Source organism: Weeksella sp. HMSC059D05 (genome assembly GCF_001809725.1).
Taxonomy (GTDB): Bacteria; Bacteroidota; Bacteroidia; order Flavobacteriales; family Weeksellaceae; genus Weeksella; species Weeksella virosa.
The window spans coordinates 43,756-55,423 of the sequence record NZ_KV798535.1 but is presented as its reverse complement, the minus strand read 5'-3'; the positions used below and the strand labels follow the sequence as shown (position 1 = coordinate 55,423).

The window sequence follows — 11,668 nt, the reverse complement described above, 5'->3', positions numbered from 1 at the left end:
ACGCTCTACCAATTGAGCTATTCCCGCTTACACTTTCTACAATACAATTTCTGAATAAAAAGCCTCGCAAAGCTAAGGATTTTTTTTAATTCCTATGAAATTCAGAACAAAAAAAATAAAAAATGTGGGAAGAGCAGGATTCGAACCTGCGAAGGTGAATACCAACGGATTTACAGTCCGTCCTCGTTGGCCGCTTGAGTATCTTCCCAACTGAACTTTTTACTTCTTTCTGTATGAGCCGATAGAGGGATTCGAACCCACGACCCCGAGATTACAAATCACGTGCTCTGGCCAACTGAGCTATATCGGCAAAAAGTCCTAGCATTTAAAAGAACAATCCGCTAAGTATTGAATTTAACGGACTGCAAATTTACATAGATTTTTAATAATTCCAAATTTTTTTTCGGAAATTTTATAATCTTTATCGGTCTGCGATTTTTTCTTTCCGTTTTATAATTAATCTTTTTAGTGTATCTATCGATAAATCAATGCATTCCTCAAACGATTGCCCTTTTTTACTTACTATAATATCATCTCCAGGAATTTCTAATCGAATATCAATCGATTTATTATCTTTCTCCGAGGTGTTTTCTAATTTCATCGATACGTCTGCCGCAATTATTTTATCGGACAGATGGTCTAATTTAGCTAATTTTTGCTCTAAATAATCTTCTAAATTTTGTTTTGCGTTGAAATTAATCGCTTGAAATTTTACTTTCATAGTTCATCTTTTTTCCGCCCACGAGGGTGAGCATTGTTAAACACTTTTTTCAAATTCTGTATGCTACTGTGCGTATAGATTTGGGTAGAAGACAAACTTGAATGCCCTAAAATCTCTTTCAATGCATTCAGATCTGCTCCATTCTCTAACAATTGCGTAGCAAACGTATGCCTCAATACATGAGGACTCTTTTTATGCTTCTCTGTAATAAAACTAAGATAATAATTTACTCTTTCGTAAACAAATTTTTCATACAAAGCTTGACCGTTATTTTTGATAAAAAGTGTTAAATTTTCGCTACCAACAACTTCTTTGCGCACTTTTAGGTATCGAGTAAACTCGGACACTAGATTTTCTCCGATAGGCAAAACTCGCTCTTTGTTTCGTTTTCCCAAAACTTTGATTTCTTTTTGCTCGATACGCAACTGAGGAAGTGTTAGTTGTATTAACTCTCCTCGCCGTATTCCTGTTTGGTAGAAAAGATTCATCATCAAACGATCACGTATCCCATCAAAATCATCCGGAAAAATATTTTCCAACTCAAAAAGTCGTTGCATTTCTTTTTCAGTATACGGTATGATTACTTCTTTTTTCGTTTTCAGTGATTTTATCTGCAACATAGGCGAAGTAGTTAACTGTCCCGTTTTGATAAGATAGATGTAGAAAGTTCGTAAACTACTCAACTTCCGATTAATACTACGTTCGGATATATTCTTATCCGACAAAGAAATTATAAAAGACCTGATATGATTTTTTTCGGCTTTTTCTATTGAATCGCTTGACTCTTCTATTTGGTAGAAGGACAGAAAATCATCTAAATCTCGTCGGTAATTCTTTATAGTATGAAGTGAGTAACGCTTTTCGTACTGTAAATAGTCTAAAAACCTCTGTATTGTCTCCATAAAAAAACCTATCCGTCAAAGATATGTTTTTGACGGATAGGTTGATAATTTTTCTAAAGAAAAAACGCTATTTATGCTTCTTCTTGCGCAGCCAAAGCTTGTTTGTAGATTGCTCTACTCATTTTTTGACGCTTCAAAACAGAAGGTTTTGTATACTGTTGACGTGCTCTTAATTGACGCAAAACGCCTGTTTTGTCGTATTTTCTTTTGTATTTTTTCAAGGCTCTTTCGATTGATTCGCCGTCTTTTACTGGAATGATTAACATAATCTATCTATTTTCTTTTGTTTCTTTCTATTGAGTTTGCAAATATACAACTCTTTATATTTTAAACAAATACTTTTTTAATCTTTTGTAATATTTCTTCCGATTACTAATTTTTGAATCTCGGTTGTTCCTTCTCCAATGGTACATAATTTAGAGTCGCGATAGAATTTCTCTACCGGAAAATCTTTAGTATATCCATATCCACCAAAAATCTGTACCGCTTCGTTTGCGATTCTCACACATGCTTCCGATGCAAAATATTTAGCCATTGCTCCTTCTGTCGACATCGGTTGTTGATTATTTTTCAGGTATGCAGCTTTGTAAATTAATAATTCAGACGCTTCGATTTCGGTTGCCATCTCCGCCAACTTGAAGTTAATTGCCTGAAAATTAGCAATTGGCTGCCCAAATTGGTGTCTTTCTTTCGAGTATTTCAAGGCTGCTTTGTATGCACCTTTCGCAATTCCTAAACTTAGTGCTGCAATAGAAATTCTACCTCCATCTAATATCGTAAGCGCTTGTTTGAAGCCTTCTCCTACTTCTCCTAAGCGGTTTTCGTCTGAGACACGTACGTTATCAAAAATTAATTCTGCCGTTTCGGATGCACGCATTCCTAATTTATTTTCCTTCTTTCCAGAGGTAAATCCTGGTGTGCCTTTTTCTACTACAAAGGCTGTGGCATTATTTTTCGCTCCTTTTTCTCCTGTTCTTGTCATCACTACTGCAACATCTCCAGAGATGGCGTGTGTAATAAAATTTTTAGCACCGTTGATTACCCATTCGTCTCCATCTTTCACTGCTGTTGTACTCATTCCACCAGCATCCGATCCTGTATTATGCTCTGTTAATCCCCACGCACCGATCCATTCTCCGGTGGCTAATTTTGGGATCCAGCGCTGTTTTTGTTCTTCTGTTGCAAAAGTTAGGATATGATTTGTACAAAGTGAGTTATGTGCTGCAACAGATAAACCAATCGAAGGATCTACCTGAGAAATTTCGTCTACAATTGCGATGTATTCATCATACGATAACCCGCTTCCGCCTAATTCTTCTGGTACTAGAATTCCCATAAAACCCATCTCTCCTAACTTCTTGAAAACTTCTACAGGGAAAGTTTGGCTTTCGTCCCATTCCATTACATGAGGAAGAATATTTTGAGTTGCGAAATCTCTTGCTGATTGTGCGATTAACTGAATATTTTCGTTCTCTAAGTGTTTCATTTTTTTGTATGTTTTTGCTCGGCTAAAATAAAATTATTATTGATGAAATGAAAATTTTCGGTTTGTTCTTTTCGATGTTGTTAAAAAAACGAGCATTTTACGAAATCCGACATCTATAAAACTAGATTTGTTGGATAATTGTTTTGTTGGGTTTTCTTTTCTATAGATTCTATAGGAGAAAGCTGTTCTTTTCGTTTTAGATTTTCTTTTTCAGTCGATTCAATCGTTCTTCATAATTTTTATTTTCGAGATAATCTGGTTCGATATGAATCAAAACATCTGCAATTTCTGGTATTTTAAATTTTATAAGATCTTTTACTAAATGACTAATTTCATGCCCTTCTCCTACCGAAATTCCTTTGTCTACAATGACATGTAAATCTACAAAATACATCATGCCCGATTTCCTGATGTTGGCCTTATCGGTTCCTAAAACTCCGGGTACTTGCAGTGTTATTGTCTTGATATTTTCTATTAGTTCATCATACAAATGTTCGTCCATGATTTCGCCCAAAGCCGGACGTAAAATTCTATACGCATTGTACAGTATAATTCCCGATGCTATCAGTGCTGCAACATCATCCGATGCTTCCCATCCTGGTCCTAGAATAAGTGCGAATGAAATCCCTATAAATGCCATGACAGAGGTTATCGCATCACTTCTGTGGTGCCACGCATCTGCCTTGAGAGAAGAACTGTTGGTTTCTTTACTTTTTCGGATAACGTATTGGTAAGATAGTTCTTTGAACAAAATAATTCCTGCCAAAACAATCAGCGTAAATGGTTTTGGCATATCGTGCGGTGTTAAGATATTTTGTACACTTTCGTAAGCAATGATACAGGCCGAAACAATCAGAAACAAAACTACCATAAATGTTACGATTGCTTCTGCTTTCCCGTGTCCATAAGGATGATTTTCATCGGCCGGACGAGACGAATACTTCAAACCAAATACTACGAGAATAGACGAAAAGACATCTGTTGTAGATTCTATGGCATCTGCAATTAAAGCATAAGAGTTGCCGAGATATCCTGCCACACCTTTGATAAGAGCTAAGCAAAGATTTCCTAAAACACTAAATATAGAAGCTTTTATTGCTTTATCTGTATTCGATTCCATAAAGATAAAAAAACCCCACCGAAGTGAGGTTCTAAAGGTAAGTTTTATTTTTCTAAAAACGGATATTTATAATCTGTTGGGTGTACGAATTGTTCTTTTACTGTACGTACTGATGTCCAACGAAGTAAATTCATTGCAGATCCTGCTTTGTCATTTGTTCCCGATGCTCTTGCTCCACCAAATGGCTGTTGACCTACCACTGCTCCGGTTGGCTTGTCATTGATATAGAAGTTTCCAGCTGCGTTTTCCAATGCTACATATGCTTTTTGCAATGCATCTGCATCCATAGCATAGATTGATCCTGTTAAAGCATACTCAGAAGTTTCATCTACTAATTGTAGAGTTTCTTCGTATTTATCTTCGTCGTATACATAAATCGTCAAGACAGGGCCGAATATTTCTTCTACCATGCTTTCGTATTTTGGGTTGGTTGTTTTAAGAACTGTTGGTTCTATAAAATAACCTTTCGACTTGTCGAAATTTCCACCATAAACAACTTCTACCTCAGCAGATTCTTTTGCACGAGTAATGTAACCTGATATTTTATCGAATGCTTTCTCATCGATTACCGCATTCACAAAATTCGTAAAGTCTTCTGGTGTACCAACGGTTACGGTAGACAGCATATCTTTCATTTCTTTTTCTACTTCTGCCCACAAGTTGGTTGGGATATATGCACGAGAAGCTGCTGAACATTTTTGCCCTTGATATTCGAATGCGCCACGCACCAATCCAATTGCTACGTCTTTTGCTTTAGCAGATTTATGCACCATTACGAAATCTTTTCCTCCTGTTTCTCCTACGATGCGTGGGTAAGTTTTGTGTGTATTGATATTGTCTCCGATGCGCTTCCAGATATCTCTAAAAACTGTTGTTGATCCTGTGAAATGGATTCCCGAAAAGTCTGGATGTTCAATAACTGTTTTAGCGGTTTCTGCTCCACCGGTCAATACCATATTGATTACTCCGTCTGGTAAACCTGCTTCTTTCAACACTTCCATGATTACTTTTGCAGAAAGCAATTGTTTGTCTGATGGTTTCCACACTACTACGTTCCCCATCAATGCCATACAGGTAGGTAAATTACCAGAAATTGCCGTAAAGTTGAACGGCGTTAGGGCGAAGGTAAATCCTTCTAACGGACGATATTCTACACGGTTCCATACTCCTGGAGATGAAATTGGTTGATCTGCATAAATTTCGGTCATGAATTTTACATTGAATCGTAAAAAATCAATCAACTCACAAGCAGAATCAATCTCGGCTTGCATGGCGTTTTTCGATTGACCAATCATCGTTGCAGCATTGATTTTTGCACGATATGGTCCTGCAATAAGGTCAGCTGCCTTTAAGAAAATAGCTGCTCGTTCTTGCCACGTAGTTCTCGACCAGGTCTTGCGTGTTTCTAAAGCTACTTCGATAGCTTTTTTCACATCTTCTTGGGTCCCTACATGATAATATCCTACTACTTTCTGATGGTCGTGTGGAGGACGAATTTCTTTTTTATTATTGCTAAAAATTTCTTCGGCCCCTATGTATTGCGGAACCTCGGTTATTTCCGAGAACATTTTTTTGTAAGCTGCTTGTAATTCTGCACGTTCTACAGAACCTGCTCCATATGCTTTTACTGGTTCATTCGCTATTGTTGGAATGGAAAAAAAACCGTTTGCCATTTGTTTGTATTTTATTATTTAATTTCCACAAATTTAGTGATATTCTTTTAGAATCCTCAACAGTTCAGTTTAAAGTTTCGATTCGTAAGCTTGTAAATAAACAAAAGTTATATGCCAAAAAAGTTGTTCTATAAAAAAGTTAAAAACAACTTCCCGTAGTATTTCTTCTTTTTGGGCGATGTGCTACTTACGAGAATTTCCCTCTCCGTAACCAATCAGCATATCATACCGAAAACCCCACGGCCTGAAATAGAACAAAGCTTGATACAGATTTTCGGTCTGCCAAAAACTTCCATCGATATAGGTTTGCGACACTTCGGCTGTTTTGGTGTTTCGTACCGCAAATTGATAATTGTAATAGCCTTGCTTCAAGTATAGTTCTACTTCCCACAATCCGCTTTCGCTCATTCTCATTTTATTGGTATCGGTAAGCTGCCAATCGTTGAAAGCACCAACCACAAACACTTCAAAATCTTGACCACGAAAATCGAACGGTTCTAAAGCAAAATTTACCCATGTGTAATCTGCTTCGGATGCTGCGTTTCTTTCGGTGCCGACACGAATGGTTCGGATGTAAAAATTCCCGTTGATATCTGGATAATCATTGTACAAATATTGATATTGAGGTTCGTGCGGACGAAGAAAAGTGTAATAAACACTGTCTTGCCGAAGTGTTTTCTCGGTAGAAAGTGCTGGCACGTCTAGATTTTTGGTATCGAACCAATTGTACTCGCTTCCGCCTTCCATTACCCATTTGTTCGAATTATATATTAATTGGTTGCTTCTAGAAAATTGTGGTGTCATTGGCATACCATCGTTCCAATTGTTATTTTTCATGACGTATAGTTTTGCAGCTTCGGGTGATTCGGTAAGATTCACATTCGCACTAGCTACCTGAACTTGGATTCTTTGGTTGTACCATTCATCCAGACTATTTACATAACGTGTGGCTTGTACACCTAGATCAACTTGATTTTGATAAACTGCGAAACGCTTGGTAAAAATCGGCTTCGTATCATTATCCAAATAAACCGTAAGCATATAATTACCAGACAGTTTAATATTCATATCTCTGTTGGGAATTTGGATTTGATAATTGGTATATTTCTGATAGGTATTGAAGGAGTTTTTATAAGTTTTGATATAATCTGAACTGTATCCGTCTAAATATTCTGACTGGAATACGTTGGAAGGCGACCAGTCGGCGTTTCTATGTTCGATTTTGTATTGATAACGTTTATAACCCGCTTCTAAATCATCAAACGACAACAATAAATAGCCTTTTCCTAGTTCGATTATTGGTGTATTATCGTTGGTCTGTGGATTGAATAATTGGATCGCTTGAATATTTTTCGGTGGTTGAACATAGGGGATTTGAGCATAAGAAACGCCTACCATTATGCATACAAAAACAACAAACAACTTAGTGAAATTCATTGAAAAATCGTGGTTTTATTTTGTTAAAAGTTAGACATAATACTCCGTTGAGAAAAATTAACAAGCCCAATAATAAAACAAATACTGGTTTTAAGAGTAGATTATCCCACAGGTTCTTCATCATTAGACCATTGATAAAATTAAAAAAATTTTCGGTTTGTAGGGATGTTGCAAAATGCAAGACAAAGACAAGTGAAATAATCCAAACCAGAAATACGTTGTACTTTGAAAAAGAGCTTATAAAAACAAAACTGAAAACAACGATAAAGTATAAACCAATTGAGGACAGGGCTAAATTGTAATCATAGGTTGTCGAGACGCCGTTACTATACCAAAGCTGATGTGCAAAAAACATTTGCATACATATCAGTATAGATATAATGAAACTCAACAACATGTGTAAAAATAGTCTCATAGATAATAAAAGTGTCTACATCTTAGAACGCAGACACTTTTGGCTTATTGTTTAGATTTTAACTTTTTTTTAATAAATTGAAGGGTATTTTGCAGGGTTCGATTCGTGCATCAATGCATATACTCGTTCTACAATTTCATCTACCGAAGGTTTCGAGAAATAATCTCCATCGGTGCCGTACGGTGGACGGTGTTCTTTTGCTGCAATGGTTAGCGGCTGACTGTCTAATAAATGATAGGCTTTTTGTTCTTCGAGAATTTTTTGCAACATATAGCCGGTTGCTCCCCCTGGCACATCTTCGTCTATAACTACCAATCGGTTGGTTTTCTCTAATGATTGATAGATTGCATGCGACTGATCGAACGGTATCAACGATTGCACATCGATAACTTCTGCATCTATCCCCAGCATAGCCAACTCTTTTGCTGCATCCATAACAATTCGCCAAGTAGAACCGTAGGTTACCAACGTAACATCTGCACCCGTCTTGGTGATTTCTACTTCGCCAATTGGCGTGGTAAACTCACCCAAATTCGATGGCATTTTCTCTTTCAGTCGATAACCATTCAGGCTTTCTACAACGATTGCAGGCTCGTCTGTTTGCAATAGTGCATTATAAAAACCAGCTGCTTTTGTTAGGTTTCTTGGCACCAGTACATTTACTCCACGCACCAGAGACAAAATCCCTCCCATTGGTGAACCCGAATGCCAAATCCCCTCTAGTCGATGTCCGCGTGTTCGTATGATAACGGGTGCTTTTTGTCCGCCTTTGGTACGATAAAAAACGGTCGCCAAATCATCCGAAATACCTTGCAAACAATATAGAATATAATCTAGGTATTGGATTTCTGCAATTGGCCGAAGTCCTCGCATAGCCATACCAATTCCTTGTCCTAGTATCGTAGCCTCTCGTATTCCGGTGTCTGAGATTCTTACTTTCCCGTATTTTTCTTGCAAGCCTTCTAATCCTTGGTTAACATCTCCTATGTTCCCCGAATCTTCACCAAAAACAACTACATTGGGGTATTGCTCGAAGATTTTATCAAAATTATCTCGCACAACTACACGCCCGTCTTCTAGGCGATTTTCTTCATAGACTGGTTCTACATTTCGGATGTTCTTTACGGCTTTTTCGGTATCGCTATACAGCTTAGAGCTATAGTTTTCTTCTTCTTTTGCCATATTCTCTTCTAGCCAAGAAATCAGGGCTGCTTTTGCAGTAAGGGTTTCTTCTCGTGTAAGGCGTAAAACTTTTCTTGCGGCTGCATATACATCTCGCTTGAAAGGTGTTTTTTTGGTTTTCAATTGACTTAATTCTACGCCGATAAAAGCAGCGTTTGCAGATTCTTTTTGTAGATTTTCTACCAGTGTAACTACCTCTTCTTTTGCAGCAACAATCGGATCTAAATAGTTTTGCCAAGCAATTTTTTGCTCAGTTTTCACATGAGTTTTCCATTCTTTTTCTAGGGCTTCTAACTCTTCTTCAGAAATTATTGTATGCTCATTTACTTGATAGGCCAAGATCCATTCTTTGAATTTTTTTATTCCATCAAATTCTTTTTCCCAAGCCAAACGTTCCTCGTTTTTGTACCGTTCGTGTGATCCCGAAGTCGAGTGTCCTTGCGGCTGCGTACATTCTGTAACATGAACAATGCACGGAATATGATGTTTGCGTGCCAATTCTTCTGCCTGTTTATAGGCTTCTACCAGCTCTAGGTAATCCCAGCCTTTAGCCGTAATTATTTCATAACCTCTTTCTTCATTGGTTCGTTGGAAACCGCTCAACATTTCACTTAGGTCCGATTTTGTTCTTTGGTACTGAGCAGGCACAGAAATTCCGTATCCGTCGTCCCAAATAGAGACCACCATAGGCACTTGCAAAACTCCTCCGGCATTGATAGTTTCCCAGAAATGCCCTTCGGAGGTAGATGCATCTCCTATTGTACCAAAAGCTATTTCGTTTCCGTTGTTCGAGAAGCGCCCATCCTGATCACCGATTGCTCTGTACACGGCCGATGCTTGCGCCAGCCCCAAAAGGCGTGGCATTTGCCCTGCAGTAGGCGATATGTCTGAGCTAGAGTTTTTTTGTTCTGTAAGGTTCTTCCAAGAGCCATCTTCGTTGAGAGAGCGGGTAGCAAAGTGCGATGTCATTTGTCGCCCGGCAGAGGCCGGTTCGTTTTGCAAATTGGTATCGGCATAGAGCTGAGCAAAAAACTGCTGAATAGTTAATTCGCCAATCGCCATCATGAAAGTTTGGTCGCGGTAATAGCCCGAACGGAAATCTCCATTCCTGAAAACTTTTGCCATGGCAATTTGCGGAAGCTCTTTTCCATCGCCAAAAATACCAAATTTTGCTTTCCCGGTAAGCACTTCTCTACGCCCCAAGTAACTCATTTCTCGTGAGATGAAGGCTGTTTTATAATCGTTGAGGATTTGTGTTTTTAATGTATCGAAGGAAATTTTTTCCATATCCTGTGTTCCCATTCAAAAGTAAATTTTGTTTGTTACCTTACAAAAGTAGCAAATTAAAGTGAAAAAATATTGTTTTTTCATCGCCAGCGACCCTAAGCTCTTTCCTTGTCTTTGCTATTATAGAAGTATTATTGCCTTTTTTCTATGTTTTCTTGCCGTTAGAAAAAAGGCTTTTTTGGCATATTTTTTGTGCATAACACATAACTTACAGCCTTTATAAACACGCTACAATGGTGAAATTTTGTTTATTATCTTGCCAAAACTGCTTTTGAATGCAATAGCTATTGACTACAATTGTCTACATCTGTAATTTGACTATTTTGGAAATATCAAAAAAATAATTTTTAGATTTTAAAAAATAATTTTCAGATTTTTAATTATTGGTTTATATTTACACTTTTGATTTTACACGTCAAAAAAAAAATCTATTTATTATACAAACCTTGTGAAACAACCTAAACTTTTTTTTAGAAAATGAACAAAAAAAACCTCCTTCTATTAACTATTAATATAATACTGTTTGCAGCAAGCAGCCTGCACGCACAAGTTGGGATCAACACCGATAACCCACAGCAAACTTTTCATGTAGACGGTAAAAAAGACAACCCCACTACCGGCTCACCATCTGCAGACCAACAAAAAGACGATGTAGTGATAACCGAAGAAGGCCGCCTGGGCATAGGCACCATAGCGCCAACCGAAAGTCTAGATGTAGACGGTAGAACAAGAATACGCAATACCGACTCGCTGACAAACACAGCAGTATCGGCACTGTATGTGGACGAAAATGGTCTGGTGGGCAGAAGCTCTAGAAACATTAAGGCAGCTTACCTTGGATCCAACAAAAAATACAATCCAGGGAATTTTGAAGACTATAAGCATAATAACCATTATTATCTTCCGGTAACTCTAGACGATGTCAAGGTCAACACACTTGGTGTTACCTATGTACCAGAAAGCACAACACCAGAAGGTGTGAAAAAACCTGCGTCTATACAAATACACGAAGATGGGTATTATATGTATTCTGGCTCTATAACCTTTATGGGCAGCCTAAATAATGATGGCAATGGACTTGGATACATAGATTTTTTCATAAATGTTTCTGGTTATACGGGGTCTGGTTCTGGTCATCAAGATGATGAAGGTTATTACACGATAGGTGGGAGAAGAGCTTTCACGAGAGAGAGTCTGAATTCTGGTGCGTCTTATTCCTACACCTTTCCTACCAAAATAGCCTATCTACATGCAGGGACCACCTTCACCATATCCATGTTTAACAGTAAAATCCCAACATCATTTGGTCGTGTAAATTTTGGAACTAGTTCTTTTAGCACCTTTTTTGTCGACGGTTCGGGTGATGTGCCCTCGTACACCCTCAGCATCATCAAACTATAAGATGGATGCCAGTTCAAAATTTTATAAATAAAAAAACACCTAAA

General features: G+C 37.7%; 9 protein-coding genes and 2 tRNA genes. 1 reads left to right on the top strand and 10 read right to left on the bottom strand.

Features of this window, described 5'->3' with window-relative positions; translation table 11 throughout:
* Positions 1 to 125: 125 nt before the first annotated feature.
* The 10 genes from HMPREF2660_RS04985 to HMPREF2660_RS04935 all read right to left on the bottom strand — a co-directional run bounded on the left by HMPREF2660_RS04985 (position 126) and on the right by HMPREF2660_RS04935 (position 10,238).
* Positions 126 to 208: transfer RNA gene (locus tag HMPREF2660_RS04985), tRNA-Tyr, on the bottom strand.
* Positions 209 to 236: 28 nt separating this feature from the next.
* Positions 237 to 310, bottom strand: a tRNA-Thr gene (locus HMPREF2660_RS04980).
* 111 nt (positions 311 to 421) lie between these two features.
* Complete coding sequence (gene raiA, locus HMPREF2660_RS04975) at positions 422 to 721, bottom strand: ribosome hibernation-promoting factor, HPF/YfiA family (RefSeq protein ID WP_013597834.1); 300 nt, start codon at positions 719 to 721, stop codon at positions 422 to 424.
* On the bottom strand, positions 718 to 1,623 hold the full coding sequence (locus HMPREF2660_RS04970) for a tyrosine-type recombinase/integrase (protein WP_013597835.1): 906 nt from the start codon (positions 1,621 to 1,623) through the stop codon (positions 718 to 720). Before HMPREF2660_RS04970 ends, raiA begins: the two co-directional genes overlap by 4 nt.
* 71 nt (positions 1,624 to 1,694) lie before the next feature.
* Complete coding sequence (rpsU, locus tag HMPREF2660_RS04965; protein WP_070485913.1) at positions 1,695 to 1,889, bottom strand: 30S ribosomal protein S21; 195 nt, start codon at positions 1,887 to 1,889, stop codon at positions 1,695 to 1,697.
* 77 nt (positions 1,890 to 1,966) lie between these two features.
* Positions 1,967 to 3,109, bottom strand: a complete 1,143-nt coding sequence (locus HMPREF2660_RS04960; protein ID WP_013597837.1) for an acyl-CoA dehydrogenase family protein — start codon at positions 3,107 to 3,109, stop codon at positions 1,967 to 1,969.
* Positions 3,110 to 3,305: 196 nt separating this feature from the next.
* On the bottom strand, positions 3,306 to 4,229 hold the full coding sequence (locus HMPREF2660_RS04955) for a cation diffusion facilitator family transporter (protein ID WP_013597838.1): 924 nt from the start codon (positions 4,227 to 4,229) through the stop codon (positions 3,306 to 3,308).
* A gap of 44 nt (positions 4,230 to 4,273) precedes the next feature.
* On the bottom strand, positions 4,274 to 5,902 hold the full coding sequence (gene pruA, locus HMPREF2660_RS04950) for an L-glutamate gamma-semialdehyde dehydrogenase (RefSeq protein ID WP_013597839.1): 1,629 nt from the start codon (positions 5,900 to 5,902) through the stop codon (positions 4,274 to 4,276).
* Between the two features lie 183 nt (positions 5,903 to 6,085).
* The gene (locus HMPREF2660_RS04945; RefSeq protein WP_070485912.1) at positions 6,086 to 7,339 is read right to left on the bottom strand and encodes a type IX secretion system plug protein; all 1,254 of its coding nucleotides are present in this window, start codon (positions 7,337 to 7,339) and stop codon (positions 6,086 to 6,088) included.
* Positions 7,340 to 7,823: 484 nt separating this feature from the next.
* On the bottom strand, positions 7,824 to 10,238 hold the full coding sequence (locus HMPREF2660_RS04935) for an alpha-ketoacid dehydrogenase subunit alpha/beta (protein WP_013597842.1): 2,415 nt from the start codon (positions 10,236 to 10,238) through the stop codon (positions 7,824 to 7,826).
* Positions 10,239 to 10,700: 462 nt separating this feature from the next.
* On the opposite strand from HMPREF2660_RS04935, the gene HMPREF2660_RS04930 reads away from it, so the two are divergent.
* Complete coding sequence (locus HMPREF2660_RS04930; RefSeq protein ID WP_070485910.1) at positions 10,701 to 11,624, top strand: hypothetical protein; 924 nt, start codon at positions 10,701 to 10,703, stop codon at positions 11,622 to 11,624.
* The last annotated feature ends 44 nt before the right edge of the window (positions 11,625 to 11,668 follow it).

Coding starts and splice junctions, on each gene's coding strand:
- raiA (WP_013597834.1), bottom strand. CDS start 721: ATGAAAGTAAAATTTCAAGCGATTAATTTCAACGCAAAACAAAATTTA.
- HMPREF2660_RS04970 (WP_013597835.1), bottom strand. CDS start 1,623: ATGGAGACAATACAGAGGTTTTTAGACTATTTACAGTACGAAAAGCGT.
- rpsU (WP_070485913.1), bottom strand. CDS start 1,889: ATGTTAATCATTCCAGTAAAAGACGGCGAATCAATCGAAAGAGCCTTG.
- HMPREF2660_RS04960 (WP_013597837.1), bottom strand. CDS start 3,109: ATGAAACACTTAGAGAACGAAAATATTCAGTTAATCGCACAATCAGCA.
- HMPREF2660_RS04955 (WP_013597838.1), bottom strand. CDS start 4,229: ATGGAATCGAATACAGATAAAGCAATAAAAGCTTCTATATTTAGTGTT.
- pruA (WP_013597839.1), bottom strand. CDS start 5,902: ATGGCAAACGGTTTTTTTTCCATTCCAACAATAGCGAATGAACCAGTA.
- HMPREF2660_RS04945 (WP_070485912.1), bottom strand. CDS start 7,339: ATGAATTTCACTAAGTTGTTTGTTGTTTTTGTATGCATAATGGTAGGC.
- HMPREF2660_RS04935 (WP_013597842.1), bottom strand. CDS start 10,238: ATGGGAACACAGGATATGGAAAAAATTTCCTTCGATACATTAAAAACA.
- HMPREF2660_RS04930 (WP_070485910.1), top strand. CDS start 10,701: ATGAACAAAAAAAACCTCCTTCTATTAACTATTAATATAATACTGTTT.